The following is an 18,005-nucleotide window of genomic DNA, read 5'->3' on the forward strand; positions in this document are numbered from 1 at the left end:
GCTCCGCTTTTTCATTTCTATCTGATAATACTGTTAGCTTTTCGAATAGCGACTTTCATCTTCAGCCACACTAATTTTCAATATCCCTGCTGCCATAGTTGAAGCGATTGCAGAGTCTTCTTCACACGCGCCACCACATTTACAAACATGTTCAAGAATATAGCGTAAACGCTCTTTAGTAAGTGGTAGAGGGTTGCCTTTGATTGCCACCGTTTTCATCGCGTCATCTGCGACCATTTCAAACGATGTCGTGCAGACGCCAAACGTATCTAAGGTGGGAATGCTGAGTTTTTCTAACATCATATTCACCCACAAGATTGCATCATCTCGATGAGCATTAACTCGCCCCGTTAGTATTTGTGCGAGCTTGGTATAGCGACTAAGCACATCGCTACGTCCTGCTATAAGAGCGGCCTTTATGTTTTCCGACATCACGTAAGGGGCTAACCGAGCGGTAATCACGCTATGGGGAGCATCTAGCTTACCTCCGAGAGCAGACGCAAGACCCTGAGCCGCACCTAACTTGGCATTAGAAATGGCCATCCCGCCCAACATGGCAGCGAAAGATATATCTGAGCGAGCTCGGTGGTCATCTTGCAGGCAACCGGCAACCATCGATTGCGCCAAGCGACGAAGCCCTTCTTCGCAAATCATATCGGTAAGCGGGTTTGGCTCTCCGCATACATAGGCTTCCATTAAGTGGGTAAATGCATCCATTGCACCCCGCCCTGACAAATACTTATCAGTGCCGTAGGTTAACGTTGGGTCGACAATGGCTACATCGGCCAGCATATCGGGACTACGCAGACTCACCTTGACTTGGTCTTGCCCGGAGCGCAGCACTGCGTTTTTGGTTACTTCGGAGCCAGTACTGGCTGTAGTGGGAATGGCAATATAAGGTAACGGCTTAGATTTCAGTGGCACATTACGACCAACGACCTCAACATAGTCGTACACATCCCCTTGGTTGGGGATCACTGCTGCTAGTGCTTTGCCCATATCAAGGACACTTCCACCGCCGATCGCAACCACCATATCTGGCTTAAATTTTCGACCCGCTAATGCCGTCTCTTCAATCATGGTGATATTGGGCTCCCCATGAATAGAAACATGCTGGTAGCGCATTCCTTGGGATTTCAAGTAGCGTATAATTGGTGTGGCGCGCTCTAAACTTTTGCCTGTCACGAGAAGAACGCTATAACCGTACTGATTTATGACTGACAGTGAAGAATTCAGAGCGCCCTCTCCGAAGATAATGCGTGTGGAGGTCATAAATTGAAACATGCTATTCACCCCTTTTCTAAGTCGTAGATTAAGCTTGCACTCTCGCAATCAAAATTAACTTGATGCACTGCAACTTGTTAGAAATAACCTCTATTTTTGTATGCTTTATCGACCTAACGCACGTCAAAATACGGCGAAAAAGCATTATAAGGCTTAAAATTTGTTCGATAGATTTCACCTATCGAAACAACAGGCAAATGCCACTTTATTTCCCGCTATGATTCGTGCATAGTTGCAGGTATCAAATTAAAGGAGAAAGAAATATGTTCGTTGTTATCTTTGGTCGCCCAGCTTGTCCTTTCTGTGTTCGTGCAAAAGAGCACGCTGAAACACTTAAAGCACAACGCGATGATTTCAACTACCGCTACGTAGATATCCACGCAGAAGGTATCTCTAAAGCTGACCTAGAAAAGACTGTAGGTAAGCCTGTTGAAACTGTTCCTCAAATCTTCGTTGATCAAGAGCACATCGGTGGCTGTGATGATTTCGAAGCATACGCGAAAGAGCACCTAGGCCTATTCGCTGAGTAATCGATTTTTCGAAAAAAGCCGCTTAACGCGGCTTTTTTTATGCCCGCAGCTCAGTTGATTCACTTCACTCGTGTGCACTGAATTGACTAAGTAAACTAATAGTCAATTATAAAATATTTCACTTATCTTTTTGCAATAATCAGATACAATTCGCACACTTAATTAATCCCCTCGGCACAAACAAGTATTGCCCGTGAACATAGACGTCGTACTCCTGTTAGAACAAAACCCAATCCTATTGATCTTCGTTGTCTTGGCTATCGGCCTTGGTATCGGAAAAGTGCGCTTTGGCAACTTACAACTCGGTAACTCAATTGGCGTATTAATTACCTCGCTAGTTATGGGCCACCTAGGTTTCACCTTCAATGCTGATGCTTTAACCATTGGCTTTATGCTGTTTATTTACTGCGTTGGTATCGAAGCAGGTCCAAACTTCTTTGGTATCTTCTTCAGAGACGGCAAGCACTACTTCATATTAAGTATGGTCGTACTTACGACTGCACTATGTATTACTTACTTTGCTAGCCACCACTTTGGTCTCGATTTCGGTCTTTCTGCCGGTATGATGGCGGGTGCTCTTACTTCGACGCCTGTGCTGGTAGGTGCGCAAGATGCACTAAATTCCGGTTTAGCGACTACACCAAGAAACATGGATTTTGCCCAGGTAATCGAAAACTTATCTGTAGGTTATGCTATGGCTTACTTGGTGGGTCTGATTAGCATGATCATGTTTGCTAAGTTACTGCCGAAGCTGCAAAAGCAAAACCTCTCTGATTCTGCTCAACAAATCGCTCAAGAACGCGGCTTAGGCAGTTCAGGTCAACGTAAGGTCTATTTGCCGATTATCCGCGCTTACCGTGTAGGTCAAGAGCTTATTGACTGGATTGATGGCAAAAACCTACGTGAGTTAGGCATCTATCGCCAGACGGGCTGTTACATCGAGCGTATTCGTCGTAACGGCATTCTCGCGCACCCAGATGGTGACGCGATTCTACAACAAGGCGATGAGATTGCCCTAGTAGGCTTCCCTGATAGCCACGCTCGACTGGATCCAAGTTTCCGAAACGGTAAAGAAGTATTCGACCGCAACCTACTCGACCTTCGCATTGTTGAAGAAGAAATAGTAGTAAAAAGTGACTCTATCGCAGGTAAACGCTTATCAGATTTAAACTTATCTGAGTACGGCTGTTTCCTAAACCGAGTTGTCAGAGCACAGATCGAAATGCCGATGGACCTTGATATCGTTCTTGCTAAAGGTGACGTCCTACAGGTGAGTGGTGAGAAAAGTCGTGTTCACGGTCTAGCTGAAAAAATCGGTTTCATCTCGATTCATAGTCAGATGGCAGATCTACTCGCTTTTTGTAGCTTCTTCATCTTAGGTATTATGTTTGGTTTGATCACCATGACATTCGGCCAAGTCTCATTCGGACTAGGTAATGCGGTAGGTCTCCTGCTATCAGGTATCACTCTGGGCTTCTTAAGAGCAAACCACCCTACTTTTGGCTATGTACCTCAAGGTGCGCTAAATATGGTCAAAGATCTTGGTCTGATGTTCTTTATGGTCGGGATCGGTTTAAGTGCCGGTGGTAAGATGTTTGAACACCTATCACAAGTGGGTCCGCAAGTTATTGGCCTCGCGTTTTTGGTCAGCGTTGTGCCTGTCGTGCTGGCGTACTTGGTCGGCGCTTACATACTCAAGATGAACCGAGCTTTACTGTTTGGTGCCATCATTGGCGCGCGCACCTGTGCTCCTGCGATGGATATTGTTAACGACTACGCTAAATCGACGATTCCAGCGTTAGGTTATGCGGGTACTTACGCGATAGCCAATATATTAATGACGCTGGCAGGTACTGTCCTGATCATATTGAGTTAGTGTTTGAACTCTCTATTCAGAAACAAAAAAGGCTTCCAAATCGGAAGCCTTTTTTCATTCAAACACCCTAAAAGAGTTAGCTTAATGGTCTCATGTAAGCTAAGAATCGTTTCTCGGCAAACTTGAAGCAACCAAGAATGATGAACGTCAATGCCATATAGAATAGGCCAGCAGTTAAGAATGACTCAAATGGTGCATAGTAGCGTGAGTTGACTAGGCGAGCAGCACCTGTCAGGTCGACAATAGTGACAATACCGGCAACCGCACTGCCATGCAGCATAAAGATCACTTCATTACTGTAGGCAGGTAACGCACGGCGGAGTGCACTTGGTAATATGATGCGTCGGTAGGTTTTAAAGGTACTCATGCCGTACGCTTTCGCTGCTTCAACTTCACCTTTTGGTAAACCGTTAATCGCACCGCGAATGATTTCAGCAGTGTAAGCAGAGGTATTAAGTACAAATGCCACCAGCGCACAGAACCATGCATTCTCCCACAAGGTATCTTTCACTGGGAAAAACTGGTCCATACCGTAGTAGATTAAGTAAAGTTGAACAAGCAACGGCGTTCCACGGAAGAAGTAGATAAACGCCCAACTTGGCCCATTAAATAAATAGTTCGAGCTATTACGAGCAACACCTAATGGAATTGCCACAATCAAACCGATGATCAGTGCGGCGCCAACTAGCCACGCCGTTGTCCAAAGACCGTCCAAATAAATCGGTAGGCTATCGATAATCAAAGAGAAATCCATTTCTTACCTCGCATGAATACTAAATTTGCGCTCTACCATCTTCAAGAACCCTGTCGAGACACTGGTAAAGAATAAGAAAATCAAGGCAACGGCCATATAGAAGGTAAATGGCATTTTCGTCGAGCCTGCGGCCAATGCACTCACGCGGACCATATCTTCTAAGCCAATGATAGAAACAAGTGCCGTGGTCTTTAACAGGACTAACCAGTTGTTACCAAAACCCGGTAATGCATGACGAATCATTTGCGGTAGAAGAATACGGCGGAACGCTAGGAATGAGCTCATACCATACGCTTTTGCAGCTTCTAGCTCACCACGGTCAACGGCCATAATCGCGCCACGGAAGGTTTCAGCCATATAGGCGCCAAAGATAAAGCCAATAGTCAATACACCAGCCACAAACGGGCTCACGTCAATGTAATCCGGTAAATAGGATGTCCACTCATGCTCAGGGTTGCTTGATGCAAACCACTCGTTGAGCCATTCATTGATTGAGTAAAGGCTGTTGTTGAGAAGAATTTGTCCACCAAAGAAGATCAGCATCATCAGAACTAAGTCCGGAATGCCACGAATAACGGTGGTATAAAGTGTCGCAATAGCTCTTGCCCAGCGATAGGGTGCCATTTTTGCGAGAGCACCAAGCATGCCTAAAATCATCGCCACCAGCAGTGACAACAAAGCAACCTCAATGGTCACTACGGCCCCTTTTAAAATAGAGGCTTCATATCCTTGTAAATCCAGCATAGGTCTGTTCCTGATCCCTAAACTTTAAAAAGGCCGTCAGTTATACTCCTAGGAACAAAAACGGACGGCCATTACTCAACGTTTACTGACCGTAAACGTCGTAGTTGAAGTATTTCGCTGCAATCTCTTGGTAAACACCCTTGTCACGTAGAGATAGGATAGCTGCGTCTAGCTTCTTAGTTAGATCTTTGTCTTGCTTACGAACAGCGATACCAAAACCTTCACCGAACCATTTAGGGTCAGTCAGTGATGGACCAACGAATTCGTACGCTTCGCCACCCGCTTTGTTTAGTACACCTTCTTCAAGCGCAGATGCATCACCCAGTACTGCTGCAACACGACCGTTAGCAAGATCTAGGTAAGCTTCATCGAATGAACCGTAACGAACGATTGATACTTTGTCACCGTAGTTATCAGTTAGGTACTTATCGTGCGTTGTTGCACGCTGTACAGCGATTTTCTGACCGTCTAGGTTATCGAAATCTAAACCAGCGCCTTTCTTAGCGATAAATTTATTTGGGATAAGCGCGTATTTACCAGTGAAATCGATTTTCTTTTTACGCTCTTCAGTAATAGACATTGCCGCAATGATTGCGTCGTACTTACGCGCAAGCAGCGAAGGAATAATGCCATCCCAGTCTTGAGGTACGATCTTACATTTCACCTGCATCTCTGCACAAAGTGCGTTTGCCATATCGACATCAAAGCCTTTCAGTGAGCCATCGGCTTCTGTCCAGCTAAAAGGAGGGTATGCGCCTTCAATTCCGAAACGAACTGTTTTCCAATCCTTTGCTTGTGCCACACCTGTAACTGCGGTAGCTGCTAATGTTGCTGCTAATAACCACTTTTTCATTTCCATACTCCTGATATTGTGATTTTTATTTTAAACGTACTTGTTGTGTTTGCCGTTGTACGGCGATTAGTAAATTGACGAAATGAACTGCTGCAATCTCTCAGAGTCCGGGTTCGTAAATAGTTTAGATGGGTTACCTTGTTCTTCAACTAATCCTTGATGTAAGAACATAACGTGATTAGACACATCGCGGGCGAAAGCCATTTCGTGGGTAACCACTAACATGGTACGTCCCTCTTCTGCCAAATCTCTCATAACCCCTAGCACTTCTCCGACTAACTCAGGGTCAAGAGCTGAGGTAGGTTCATCGAATAGCATTACTTCAGGGTCAACCGCTAAGGCACGCGCAATAGCGGCACGTTGCTGTTGACCACCAGAAAGGTGACCTGGGTAGTAATCTTTGCGCTCGTATAAGCCAACTTTCTTCAACAACATTTCAGCGTTTTCGATGGCTTGAGCTTTTGGTACACCAAGCACATGAATCGGCGCTTCAATGACGTTTTCAAGAACCGTCATATGCGACCATAGGTTAAAGCCTTGGAAAACCATCGCTAAGCGAGATCGAATACGTTGAACTTGTTTTTCGTTGGCTGGAACTGCTTCACCTTGACGATTATTTTTCATTTGGATTAACTCGCCGTTTACCCAAATCTCGCCCGCAGTCGGCGTTTCTAAAAGGTTAATACATCTGAGAAAGGTACTTTTACCGGAACCTGATGAACCGATAATAGAGATTACGTCCCCTTTGTGGGCTTCCAATGAGATGCCCTTTAATACTTCATTTTGTCCAAATGTTTTGTGCAGTTCTTTTATGTCCAGCGCTGGTACATCATTCATGCGCTATTACTCCCTGTCTTTATTATGACCAGCCGCTTCCAGTTCTGAAAACGATTGGTTGACTGCTGGGTTCCACCCACATTGCGATACAAATTAGCACTACCCCGCTGAAGTTGCAACAAATTATTAACCTACAAAGTTAAGATATACAGTCACTTTATATGAGTAAAAATGCTCAATACAGATAAATAAACTTCATTTAACGCATAAAACCACTCAAACACACATTAAGACCAACTTATAGCCAATTAACAATTTTATAAAAACAAGATCCAACTCACTTAATCGTCTCATTTCTAATAATCGTGCCGATTATCCTCCCGTTTAAGCCGTTAATTTCGCTCAAGTTATGAAATTATATTTCACTGAAATTGGCAGTAATCGCGCATTAGATTCGCAGTTGTGTAGTTTTCTTTCACAACCTTTCATAAAGTGATCTAAATCAATCACTCTTAAGGGTTAGCACGTTACACTCGCCTCAAAGATAAAAGCCTCAATAGGCATATTTTTTATCTTTTAAATCCTCTACGCTAAGCTCACTAACATTGTGCTACAGCTAAGGTGACCAGGGTTCAATTGCAGGAAGCTAAGCCAGGTTTTATATAGTACGACCGTCATAGAATAATAATCGGGTCGTATATTGAAGAATTATTAACCATTTTTGAATATGAGGAATCTATGTCAGACGCAGTAAATAAGCCGCACTCTGATTCGGATATCGAAAACAAGAGCTATAAAGAGCTGCACCGTCCAGCTTCTGAATTTGAAAGCCGTTCAGATTACCTAGATCACGAACTACAAATCATGAAGCCACGCCGCTTCGGTTTGAACCTTCCAGGTCGTGACTTCCGTTTCGAACTAGAAGACTTAGTTCCTGCTCTTGCTGGTACTATCGGCATTATCGCAATGTACTCTGCGGTAATGATGTCTTGGGCTGAAGGCCTTACCGCTGCATGGGATCACGTTAACTTAGGCAAAGATTTTGCGATTGAAGTTGCGCGTGTAGAAATGCTTATCCCTGCACTCCTTTTCTGTGTGCTTGCTTCTGGCTTTATTAACCCTAAAGCTAACCTAGCAGGTAACCACGGGCCAATGATCCCTCTTATCGGCACAATCGCTCTAGCGGGTGCACACCCTCTTGCATTGGCAATTCTAATTGGTGTATTCGGGTTAATCCTGAGTCTGCTTAAAGGTGGTTCGAAGCTGGTTAACCTTACCTCACAAGGGACAGCGGGTGGCTTGCTTATCTTCCTTGGTTTGACCGGTACAATGAGCCAAATCAACTCAATCCAAACTTGGGCTGTTGGTCTGCAATCAGACACAGTAGCCGCAGGTAGCATGGGTTATGTTGGTCTAATCGTTCTAGCCGTAACAATTGCCCTATACGCATTCCTAGCAAAAGTGAATAAGCGTTGGCTAGCAATCCCAGTGTGTGCATTCACAGGTCTTACTATTGCTCTTGTGCTAGGCGCAGGTTTCGATATCAAATTCGTAACAGAAACTGGTCTTCCTAACCTAAACCCAGTGTACTGGTGGGGCAGTACAGAAGAAGGTTGGATGCTTGGCCTACCAAATGTTCAGCACTTCATTGCGTCTCTTCCATTCGCTATCTTAGCGGTTGCGATGTGGTCACCTGATTTCCTTGGTCACCGTATTTTCCAAGAACTGAACTACCCTAAAAAGTCTGAAAAAGTACTGATGGACGTTGATGACACTATGACTATGTGTTCTGTTCGCCAAATGGTTGGTACAGCAGTGGGCGGTGGTAACATCACTTCATCTTGGGGTACGTACATGATCCCAGCGGCGATTGCTAAACGTCCAATCCCAGCTGGTGCGATTCTACTTGGTTCACTATGTATCATCGTTGCTATTCTTGGCTTCCCAATGGATATCGCGGTATGGCCACCAGTAATGCGTGTTGCTCTTCTTGTAGGTGTATCTTTACCATTACTTGAAGCGGGTATGCAGATGGTTAAAGACAGCAAAGATTCACAAGCTGCAGGTATCTGTATCTTTGGCTCTGCAGTCGTGAACCCTGTACTCGCTTGGGCATTAACAATGCTACTAGATAACAACGGTCTAATCGGTGATAAAGAGCGTGCAGCACGCCTATCATTCGTCGATAAGATCGTTATCCCTGTAGGTGTACTTGTTATCTGTCTAGTTGCTATGCTAGCAGTTGGTATGCTAGAAGGTCAGTACGGAATCCCTGCGTTCCTATAAGCAGAAAGGTGTTGAGAGCCTCATTGGGCTCTCAACTTTTTTTGAATAACAAGATTTATTTTAAAAAATAATTTAATAAATTGGCCATTTATTGATTTAGTTTAAGGTTTGCAAAATTTTTTTAGCATACTCTTGAAAGTAAGTTAATCAGTAACCATTTAAATAGCAGTGGCAATATCTATAGTTTTACACGAATTTGACTGATCGATTTTAAAGACTATACATATTGTTATTCATAAGAGTGTACCGCCCCAGCAATGGGAAACTAGCTGGCTCAACAGTTAGCAAGGTACGTGTTTTTTCTACTAAAAAGGTAGGTATGTCATGGCAGAGCAATTTGCTAAAGCTTGGGAAGGTTTTGCTAACGGTGATTGGCAAAACGAAGTAAACGTTCGCGACTTCATTCAGAAGAACTACACACCATATGAAGGCGACGAGTCTTTCCTTGTTTCTGAAGGTACTGAAGCAACTAACGCGCTTTGGGCTAAAGTAATGGAAGGCATCAAGCAGGAAAACGCGACTCACGCACCTGTTGATTTCGATACTTCTGTTATCTCTACCATCACTTCACATGATGCTGGTTACATTAACAAAGACCTAGAAACTATCGTAGGTCTACAAACTGAAGCTCCGCTTAAGCGTGCAATCATGCCTAACGGCGGCGTACGTATGATCGAAGGTTCTTGTAAAGCATACGGTCGTACGCTTGATCCACAAGTTTCTAAAATCTACTCTGAGTACCGTAAAACACACAACCAAGGTGTTTTCGATGTTTACTCTCCAGACATCCTAAAATGTCGTAAGTCTGGTGTTCTAACTGGTCTTCCAGATGCATACGGTCGTGGTCGTATCATCGGTGACTACCGTCGTGTCGCACTATACGGTGTAGATTTCCTAATCAAAGACAAAGTAGCTCAATTCCACTCTACTCAAGAGAAGCTAGAGTCTGGCGACGATCTACAAATGACGATGCAACTTCGTGAAGAGATTCAAGAGCAGCACCGTGCACTAGGTCAAATGAAAGAAATGGCAGCATCTTACGGCTACGACATTTCTGGTCCTGCGACGACAGCTCAAGAAGCTATCCAGTGGACTTACTTTGGTTACCTAGCAGCGGTTAAATCTCAAAACGGCGCAGCAATGTCTCTAGGTCGTACTTCGACTTTCCTTGACGTATACGTTGAGCGTGACATCGCAGCTGGCATCATCACTGAAGAACAAGCTCAGGAAATGATCGACCACTTCGTAATGAAACTACGTATGGTTCGTTTCCTACGTACTCCTGAGTATGATGAGCTATTCTCTGGCGACCCAATCTGGGCAACAGAATCTATGGGTGGTATGGGTGTTGACGGTCGTACGCTAGTTACACGTACTAACTTCCGTTTCCTAAACACGCTATACACTATGGGCCCTTCTCCAGAGCCAAACATCACTGTACTTTGGTCTGAGCAGCTACCTGACGGCTTCAAGAAGTTCTGTGCGAAAGTATCTATCGATACTTCTTCTATCCAGTACGAAAACGATGACCTAATGCGTCCAGATTTCGACAACGATGACTACGCTATCGCTTGTTGTGTATCTCCAATGGTTATTGGTAAGCACATGCAATTCTTCGGTGCTCGTGCAAACCTAGCTAAGACTCTACTTTACGTTATCAACGGCGGTGTAGATGAGAAGCTTAAGATCCAAGTAGGTCCTAAGGCTGAAGCAATGACTGACGAAGTTCTAGACTTCGACAAAGTTTGGGCTGGTCTAGACAACCTAATGGATTGGCTAGCTAAGCAATACGTGACTGCGCTAAACGCAATCCACTACTCACACGACAAATACAGCTACGAAGCAGCTCTAATGGCTCTTCATGACCGTGACGTTCGTCGTACTATGGCTTGTGGTATCGCTGGTCTATCTGTTGCAGCTGACTCTCTATCTGCAATCAAATACGGTAAGGTTAAGCCTATCCGTGACGAAGATGGCATCGCAATCGACTTCGAAATCGAAGGCGACTACCCTAAATTTGGTAACAACGACGCACGTGTTGATGACATGGCTTGTGAACTTGTTTCTAACTTCATGGGTAAAATCCGTAAGCTTAAGACTTACCGCGATGCAGTTCCAACTCAGTCTATCTTAACTATCACTTCAAACGTGGTATACGGTAAGAAGACTGGTACTACGCCAGACGGTCGTAAAGCAGGTGCTCCATTTGCTCCAGGTGCTAACCCAATGCACGGTCGCGATGAGAAAGGTGCTGTAGCTTCACTGACTTCTGTAGGTAAACTACCGTTTGCTGATGCAAAAGATGGTATCTCTTACACATTCTCTATCGTGCCAAATGCACTAGGTAAAGAAGAAGGTTCACAGCGCGCTAACCTTGCTGGTCTTATGGATGGTTACTTCCACCATGAGCAAGGCATCGAAGGCGGCCAACACCTGAACGTTAACGTTCTTAACCGTGAAACTCTAGAAGACGCAGTTAAGCACCCTGAGAACTACCCTCAGCTAACAATCCGTGTATCAGGTTACGCAGTTCGTTTCAACTCTCTAACTGTTGAGCAGCAAAAAGACGTAATCGCACGTACATTTACTGAGTCTCTATAATCTCAGTTAAATGATTGACTAAAGCCCCGCAAACGCGGGGCTTTATTATTTCAAATTATCAAATTTCCCGCTTTCAGCGATTTCGCACACACTTCCCTTCAGCTGGCCCATTTATTGCTACCATTTGTATCAATTTATCCTGTACTATCAGCTCAATTATTTTGTGAAGCACAATCAAATGAAGTTAAACCACGCACTGCTGCTGCCACTTGTATTGGCCTCTACGGCATCTTTTGCCTCGGAAAAATCAACCATCCAATTTTCGCTTGATAATGATGGGGTTTTTGGCGTTGACCAAGACTATACCAATGGTATTTTCCTGAGTTATACCAGTGGAGCCATTACGCCTTATTCACTCTTTAGTCCATTGAGTCTTTCTTATTGGGGTGGTGCGTCATTAGATAAGTTTGAGTTCACTTTAGGCCACAAAATGTATACGCCTTCGGATATCGAAGCGACCGAGCCAATGATCAATGATCGTCCTTATGCGGGTTACTTACATGGTGAGTTCAATTACATCAGTTTGCACCCTCAACAAGCACAGCGATTCAATCTAACCATTGGTACAACGGGTGAGAACTCCCTTTCGGAAGAGGCGCAAAAGTTAGTCCATTCAATCACCAAGTCAGATGAGCCAAATGGCTGGGGCTATCAAATCGACAATGAAGTGGTCGGTAGTATTGGCTACTTAAGCCACTTCAACTTGATTCGTCAGCGTTCTGTTGCCAATACCGATTGGGAAGTATCAAACGTATCTGAGATTAATGTCGGTAACTTCCGCAGCGATGTATCCACTGGTTTAATGTTCCGTTGGGGTGCCGATCTAGGCGGTAGTATGGGTGCTGCTAACATCGACAACGAGAATCCGTTTAGAGCGGGCATGCTAGGCGCTTCAAAAGGCGGTTGGTTCTTCTTCGCTGGTGCAGAAGCACGCTATCGCTTCAATGATATTACTATCGAAGGTGACCGCCCTGGTGTTGATGAATATGCGATTGCTAATGGCGAAGATCCTAGTATCTATGATGTTGAATTAGAAAATGTCCAAGCGACGGGTGTGACTGGTTTTGCTTGGTACAACCAAATGTTCGGTGCCACATTAACGGCAACCGTAAAGACGCCGGATTACAAAGACGCGCCTGAATCCGTATACGGCACAGGCGCTATCACTTTTTACGCTTTCTTCTAAATCGTAAATTTCTGGCAGTCTTGATTGAGGCTGCCAGCTCTCTGCTCTACCGCTCCACTGACACTCTTCAACTGCGCGTTATTCTCTTCAAGCTCTTTCATCGCCGAGGATATCTGTGTCATGTTATCTGCCATTGACTGACTAGTGGTCGCAAGCTCTTTAATTGAGGTAAAAATGACTTCTGTTTGATGCGATGCTTCATCTGCCTTTTCAGTGATCAGTTTAAGTGCATCCATAGCTTCGTGACCTTTCTCGCGGCCTGCAGTCATTGAAGATTCGGACTGACCAATGTATTGAATCACCTCTGCACTCTCTTTCTTCATGGTATCGATGGTTCCTGAGATTTCGGTAACAGCATCAACGGTACGTACTGCAAGGCTACGCACCTCATCGGCAACGACGGCAAAACCTCGCCCTTGCTCCCCTGCTCTCGCTGCTTCAATAGCCGCATTCAAAGCAAGTAAGTTAGTTTGTTCAGCAATCCCGTTGATGATCTCCATAACAGAGTCAACTTTTGACGACGCTTCTTCTAACTGCTTAATATGCCCAGCCGCAGAGGTCATGATCGCGCCGACCTCTTCTAAAGAGCCAATCGCGGAGCCAATCACCTTTGCCCCCTCTTCCGCTGCGTGAGTTGAAGAGCGGCTTATTTCTGCCACAAACTCAAGTGAATTAGAGACTTCTTGAGTGGTCACACTCACCTCTTCGGTTGCAGAAGCAAGCAGTTGAGTCTGACCTAAGACTTCAGACTGGTGATGAACCAGCATATCTAACCCTTGATTAAGCTCAGCTGCATTGCCCGAAAGTTCTTGGCTGCTTAATTGTACGCCCGATACCAACTCACCTAAATTTTCACAACTTTGGTTAATGCTAGTCGCGAGCTGATTGAATTCATCATTCGGATTTTTTGCCGGTGTCATACGCTGAGAAAGATCCCCCAGAGACAAGCTATGAAGAACTTCCTTGGTGCGATTCAAAGAACGAGACATCGACGCACTCTGCATACCAGAGATTGAAATGGTAAACACGGCTAATACAACACAGGCTACCATGATCGACCACATAGTCTGGGTCGAGGCTTTTTCTGCAACTTGTTGATAGTTTTCACTAATCCCCCCTAAATCAGAGGTAATATTACCAATCAGTTGGGTCATTTCATTCTTAGACACTTCAAGTTGCTGCTCTACAACGCCTAACTGCTGCGAAAGCTCTGCAACCCGAGTAAAGGTCTGCTTATATTGCTCTATTTCCTTTTCATATAACTCGAGCATCGCATACACATTAGACATACTCTCAAAACTGCCCATCGCACGATTAAATAGCTTTAAGTTGTCTTCGGTCGGTTGCAGCAAATAGTTTTGTTGCGACTTGACCATGGCTTGGAAGTCAGAATTGAGCGTAACCATACCGGTTTCAATGATCTTTTGTTCAATCACTGTCGCGAGCTGTTTTAATTGGCCAAGTTTGCCTTCATCAATATTAAAGCCCATCTCTTGCTTTAACGTTAGCCAAGGCATAACCGAACTACGAAAGCTCATGACGCTTTCATTAAGGCTTTGAGCTTGCTGGTTTAAACCAACTTTAGTGAGAAACTGAGAGTCTTGTTCAATCGCTTTTACTACGTCCTCAATAACGTTTTTCGTTTCAGCGACACGTGACCCCGTCATCGTATCGAGCTCTCCGCCTAAAGTGAGAATCTCACTTTGAGTTTGATAAATAGACAAGGAGCCCTTAGCAATATCACCACTGCTGTGATACTGATCTTTCATATGTGACAATCGACTAGACGTGAATGTGGCGAGAGAAACAAATCCTATCGTCAAAATAATCAAAAACAGTGTCACCTTTTGTTTTTGAGAGAACGCAAGCATATCCATAAAAAGTTCCTTTGCATCAATTAGATGTAAAAAACCTTGCCATACTGTTGTAAGTTATTGTTATTGTTTTTTATATCAATGAAACAATTTTATAACATAAATTTTAGCAAATATGCGCATTTTTTCTTAATTCAGCTTTTCTCGTTGAGAACACTGAGAAAACCTATTTTGTCCCCACAATTTGTAATAAAATAACGCACAAATAACTAATACGAGATGAGCTCATGTCAACTACTGGTCGTATTCATTCTTTTGAGTCGTGTGGAACCGTAGACGGTCCTGGTATCCGTTTTATTGTCTTTTTGCAAGGCTGTCTAATGCGTTGTAAGTATTGCCACAACCGTGACACTTGGGACACGCACGATGGCAAAGAAGTTACCGTTGAAGAGATCATCAATGAAGCGAAGTCGTACCGCCATTTCATGAACGCCTCAGGTGGTGGTGTGACTTGTTCTGGTGGCGAAGCCATGCTTCAACCTGAATTTGTCCGTGACTTCTTCCGCGCTGCACGCAACGAAGGTATTCACACTTGTCTAGACACCAACGGCTACATTCGTAAACACACTGATGTGGTAGATGAAGTGCTCGAAGCAACCGATCTAGTGATGCTAGACCTCAAGCACATGAAAGATGAGATCCACCATGATTTTATTGGTGTTTCTAACAAGCGTACGCTCGACTTTGCCCGCTACTTACAAAAGATTGGCCAGAAAACGTGGATTCGTTACGTTGTGGTTCCGGGTTACACAGACGATCCAGAAGCCGCACATATGCTTGGTGAGTTCATTAAGGATATGGACAATATTGAAAAAGTAGAACTGCTTCCTTACCACAAGTTAGGTGCTCATAAATGGGAAGCATTAGGCCTTGAATATCCATTAGAGGGTACCAACCCTCCTTCGAAAGAAGTCATGGACTCTATCGTATCAATTCTTGAGCAGTATCACTCTAACGTAAAATACTGATACCAAGTTCGCCAAGATTCGTAAAAAATACCAACCTAGTCAGGTTGGTATTTTTTTGAGGTTTACGTGGGATTAAACGAGCTCTGCGCTCTTCTGATTATATTATGTGTAATTCCGCTAGCTTGGCGTGATGCGCGCGACGTGTTGCTGCCCAAGCTCAAACAAGAGCGTTCATTTCAGCATATTACCTTCGGAGTGGTCTTCGCCCTGTTTGTTCTCTGGTCAGTGGACGCTGGCGTAAAAGAAGGTCTATCGATTCACTTTTTGGCGATTACAGCATTAACCTTGATGTATGGATGGCGCAGCGCGTTCATTCTCTCCGTTGTTATCTATTTTTTGATCGCACTTTCTGGCGAAATTACCTTCTTCCAACTGCCAGAGCACATACTCTTCTCTGCTTTAATTCCTATTGCCACAAGCTACTGCGTCTTCTTGCTAAGTTATCATTACCTTCCGCGCAATATCTTTGTGTTTATCTTTGTCGCGGGATTCTTAAATGGCGGCATTACCGGAAGTGTGCATTTGGTTATGAATGCTGGCTATTTATTGGCTATCACTGATTATGACTGGCAAACCATATTCGACAACTACCTCGTTTTTACCCCTCTACTCGCCTTTCCTGAAGGTCTGCTCAATGGAATGACTCTCGCCATGTTGAGCGTGTTTAAACCTGAATTACTAAGAGTCTTTTCCGACCGTGACTATATCTATAACCACTACCATAAATAGTGACAAAAATTCTCACGGATTCTTTGTATTTTTCATATTAAATATGTGTTGAGATCATGTTTCACCCCGCAAGGAACAGATAACCTAAGCACATTAAAAATGTATTAGATTATTTAGTGAGGCCACCATGGAAATGACAAACGCTCAACGTTTGATCCTATCAAATCAATATTACCTAATGTCGCAAATGAACCCAGAAAACGCGGCAAAATACCAACGCCTACAAACCATCGTAGAACGTGGCTATGAGCTTCAAATGAGCGAGTTAAACAAAGACTTTGGCTGCTTAGTAGAAGCGGAATGTCGTGAAGTTATCGATATCATGGAAATGTACCATGCGATGCAAGAGTCAAATAACATGCTCTCTGAAGGTGAGCAAAAAGATGTTGATCAACGCCGCCTAATCTTCCTTGGTTTTGATATCGCAGCAGAAGCTCAGCTAGTTAACTATGTCCGCTTCTTAACGGGTTCTGAAGGTCTTTACCCTCAATTCGACAAAGGTGAGCATCATTTTAACGCACAAATGCCAATGTTAGATAAATACCGTCGCATGCTGACGACATGGAAAAACTGTCCACGTCAGTACCATTTATGCGCCAACGAATTGAAGCAAATTTTCAACGCTTAAGAAGCCCTCAAATTTGAAAAAGGGGTGGCTTTGTTAGCCACCCCTTTTTAATTCAGTTCACTTAAAGAACGGCAGATTAGAAAACGTATGCAACACCAATGTTAGCTGCAGTGTGAACACCGCTTTCAATCAGTGGACTTGCTTCAATATCGCCTTCAAGGTTTGTGTAGCGGATACCGCCTGTAAGACGAATGCTAGGGGTTAAGTGCATATACGCTGACGCACCTAGAAAGAACTGACCATCCCAATCCGCGTCAAACTCCAAACTAGGATCACCTGCTCTTGCCGCTTCCTCTGCACTAACGCCATACAGGTGATTATTTAACCTTTCACTATTGTATGCATAACCCATCGATGGCGTGATCCCCCAACCATTTCTTCTGATTGGCAAGCGCCATGCTGCCTCTGCATAAATACCATTGTGAGTTCGCCCTAAGTCACTGCCCGCTGTCGCTTCAAACATCCCAACTAAGGTAATCAATTGATAACTAACGCCACCAAGAATTGTCGATTTACGCTCATCCATCTGCTGAATCGCGAAATTATCCGAATCTTCAGGCTTCAAAGTACGTGGATCGTAAACGGCACGAAAAACAATGTTTTGTGGCGACCCAACCGGGAATAAACGATAGCCCGCGCTAAAGCCTCTGAGGAAAAGATGCTCACCTTCATAGCCAATCACTGGAATCACAGTCTTGTTTGAAGGCGTATCTTTATATACCGCAGGAGAATAAGACGCAGCGACACCTAGTGACCACTGAGATATTTTCGCATTCACTAGTGGTGCTGTTAGTACAGAAGCCATCAGTACGCTTTTCAGAACAAAAGATTTCAACATAATTCCTATCGACATTATCAGTATTACAAATAGACGGCGCAATTATATGGAACAGCATTCCAAAATTCAATGGTCAA

At 44.2% G+C, this 18,005-nt stretch carries 15 protein-coding genes; 8 read left to right on the forward strand and 7 right to left on the reverse strand.

From position 1 onward, the window contains the following. Positions 1-33: 33 nt before the first annotated feature. Entirely contained in the window at positions 34-1,284 is a 1,251-nt protein-coding gene (locus ACHUFZ_RS02655; protein WP_394125757.1) for an iron-containing alcohol dehydrogenase, read from the reverse strand. 263 nt (positions 1,285-1,547) lie between these two features. On the opposite strand from ACHUFZ_RS02655, the gene ACHUFZ_RS02660 reads away from it, so the two are divergent. Both ACHUFZ_RS02660 and ACHUFZ_RS02665 read left to right on the forward strand, forming a co-directional pair. Continuing rightward, positions 1,548-1,814, forward strand: coding sequence for a GrxA family glutaredoxin (locus tag ACHUFZ_RS02660; RefSeq protein WP_004414426.1), 267 nt, complete (start codon positions 1,548-1,550; stop codon positions 1,812-1,814). Between the two features lie 193 nt (positions 1,815-2,007). Continuing rightward, on the forward strand, positions 2,008-3,690 hold the full coding sequence (locus tag ACHUFZ_RS02665) for an aspartate:alanine antiporter (protein ID WP_053438175.1): 1,683 nt from the start codon (positions 2,008-2,010) through the stop codon (positions 3,688-3,690). 76 nt (positions 3,691-3,766) lie between these two features. Here ACHUFZ_RS02665 and ACHUFZ_RS02670 read toward each other — a convergent pair whose 3' ends face one another. The 4 genes from ACHUFZ_RS02670 to ACHUFZ_RS02685 form a co-directional block, all read right to left on the reverse strand. Beyond that, positions 3,767-4,444, reverse strand: coding sequence for an ABC transporter permease (locus ACHUFZ_RS02670; RefSeq protein WP_394125758.1), 678 nt, complete (start codon positions 4,442-4,444; stop codon positions 3,767-3,769). 3 nt (positions 4,445-4,447) lie between these two features. Next, on the reverse strand, positions 4,448-5,188 hold the full coding sequence (locus tag ACHUFZ_RS02675; protein ID WP_126573418.1) for an ABC transporter permease: 741 nt from the start codon (positions 5,186-5,188) through the stop codon (positions 4,448-4,450). Positions 5,189-5,270: 82 nt separating this feature from the next. Then, positions 5,271-6,041 carry an ABC transporter substrate-binding protein gene (locus ACHUFZ_RS02680; RefSeq protein WP_167489172.1) on the reverse strand — a complete coding sequence of 257 codons (771 nt, stop codon included), beginning with the start codon at positions 6,039-6,041 and terminating at the stop codon, positions 5,271-5,273. Between the two features lie 66 nt (positions 6,042-6,107). Further along, positions 6,108-6,878 carry an ABC transporter ATP-binding protein gene (locus ACHUFZ_RS02685; RefSeq protein ID WP_053438177.1) on the reverse strand — a complete coding sequence of 257 codons (771 nt, stop codon included), beginning with the start codon at positions 6,876-6,878 and terminating at the stop codon, positions 6,108-6,110. Between the two features lie 678 nt (positions 6,879-7,556). On the opposite strand from ACHUFZ_RS02685, the gene ACHUFZ_RS02690 reads away from it, so the two are divergent. The 3 genes from ACHUFZ_RS02690 to ACHUFZ_RS02700 all read left to right on the forward strand — a co-directional run bounded on the left by ACHUFZ_RS02690 (position 7,557) and on the right by ACHUFZ_RS02700 (position 12,891). Further along, positions 7,557-9,104, forward strand: a complete 1,548-nt coding sequence (locus ACHUFZ_RS02690; protein ID WP_394125759.1) for a DUF3360 family protein — start codon at positions 7,557-7,559, stop codon at positions 9,102-9,104. Positions 9,105-9,428: 324 nt separating this feature from the next. After that, entirely contained in the window at positions 9,429-11,705 is a 2,277-nt protein-coding gene (gene pflB / locus ACHUFZ_RS02695; protein WP_394125760.1) for a formate C-acetyltransferase, read from the forward strand. A 178-nt stretch (positions 11,706-11,883) separates the two neighbouring features. Beyond that, complete coding sequence (locus ACHUFZ_RS02700) at positions 11,884-12,891, forward strand: lipid A deacylase LpxR family protein (RefSeq protein WP_394125761.1); 1,008 nt, start codon at positions 11,884-11,886, stop codon at positions 12,889-12,891. Here the strand turns inward: ACHUFZ_RS02700 and ACHUFZ_RS02705 are convergent. Continuing rightward, entirely contained in the window at positions 12,888-14,768 is a 1,881-nt protein-coding gene (locus ACHUFZ_RS02705) for a methyl-accepting chemotaxis protein (protein WP_394125762.1), read from the reverse strand. The genes ACHUFZ_RS02700 and ACHUFZ_RS02705 overlap by 4 nt on opposite strands. 224 nt (positions 14,769-14,992) lie before the next feature. On the opposite strand from ACHUFZ_RS02705, the gene pflA reads away from it, so the two are divergent. The 3 genes from pflA (at position 14,993) to ACHUFZ_RS02720 (ending at position 17,090) form a co-directional block, all read left to right on the forward strand. After that, complete coding sequence (gene pflA / locus ACHUFZ_RS02710; protein ID WP_394125763.1) at positions 14,993-15,733, forward strand: pyruvate formate lyase 1-activating protein; 741 nt, start codon at positions 14,993-14,995, stop codon at positions 15,731-15,733. 66 nt (positions 15,734-15,799) lie between these two features. Beyond that, positions 15,800-16,462, forward strand: coding sequence for an energy-coupling factor ABC transporter permease (locus ACHUFZ_RS02715; RefSeq protein ID WP_394125764.1), 663 nt, complete (start codon positions 15,800-15,802; stop codon positions 16,460-16,462). 127 nt (positions 16,463-16,589) lie between these two features. Further along, entirely contained in the window at positions 16,590-17,090 is a 501-nt protein-coding gene (locus ACHUFZ_RS02720) for a YfbU family protein (RefSeq protein ID WP_053438184.1), read from the forward strand. A 76-nt stretch (positions 17,091-17,166) separates the two neighbouring features. Here the strand turns inward: ACHUFZ_RS02720 and ACHUFZ_RS02725 are convergent, their stop codons facing one another. Beyond that, entirely contained in the window at positions 17,167-17,895 is a 729-nt protein-coding gene (locus ACHUFZ_RS02725) for a MipA/OmpV family protein (RefSeq protein WP_394125765.1), read from the reverse strand. Between the last annotated feature and the right edge of the window lie 110 nt (positions 17,896-18,005).

This window comes from Vibrio hepatarius (assembly GCF_043642085.1).
Classification (GTDB): Bacteria; Pseudomonadota; Gammaproteobacteria; order Enterobacterales; family Vibrionaceae; genus Vibrio; species Vibrio hepatarius_C.

Bases quoted from the DNA above. Each gene is read 5' to 3' on its own strand.
- ACHUFZ_RS02655 (WP_394125757.1), bottom strand. From the start codon at position 1,284: ATGTTTCAATTTATGACCTCCACACGCATTATCTTCGGAGAGGGCGCT.
- ACHUFZ_RS02660 (WP_004414426.1), top strand. From the start codon at position 1,548: ATGTTCGTTGTTATCTTTGGTCGCCCAGCTTGTCCTTTCTGTGTTCGT.
- ACHUFZ_RS02670 (WP_394125758.1), bottom strand. From the start codon at position 4,444: ATGGATTTCTCTTTGATTATCGATAGCCTACCGATTTATTTGGACGGT.
- ACHUFZ_RS02675 (WP_126573418.1), bottom strand. From the start codon at position 5,188: ATGCTGGATTTACAAGGATATGAAGCCTCTATTTTAAAAGGGGCCGTA.
- ACHUFZ_RS02680 (WP_167489172.1), bottom strand. From the start codon at position 6,041: ATGAAAAAGTGGTTATTAGCAGCAACATTAGCAGCTACCGCAGTTACA.
- ACHUFZ_RS02685 (WP_053438177.1), bottom strand. From the start codon at position 6,878: ATGAATGATGTACCAGCGCTGGACATAAAAGAACTGCACAAAACATTT.
- ACHUFZ_RS02690 (WP_394125759.1), top strand. From the start codon at position 7,557: ATGTCAGACGCAGTAAATAAGCCGCACTCTGATTCGGATATCGAAAAC.
- pflB (WP_394125760.1), top strand. From the start codon at position 9,429: ATGGCAGAGCAATTTGCTAAAGCTTGGGAAGGTTTTGCTAACGGTGAT.
- ACHUFZ_RS02700 (WP_394125761.1), top strand. From the start codon at position 11,884: ATGAAGTTAAACCACGCACTGCTGCTGCCACTTGTATTGGCCTCTACG.
- ACHUFZ_RS02705 (WP_394125762.1), bottom strand. From the start codon at position 14,768: ATGGATATGCTTGCGTTCTCTCAAAAACAAAAGGTGACACTGTTTTTG.
- pflA (WP_394125763.1), top strand. From the start codon at position 14,993: ATGTCAACTACTGGTCGTATTCATTCTTTTGAGTCGTGTGGAACCGTA.
- ACHUFZ_RS02720 (WP_053438184.1), top strand. From the start codon at position 16,590: ATGGAAATGACAAACGCTCAACGTTTGATCCTATCAAATCAATATTAC.
- ACHUFZ_RS02725 (WP_394125765.1), bottom strand. From the start codon at position 17,895: ATGGCTTCTGTACTAACAGCACCACTAGTGAATGCGAAAATATCTCAG.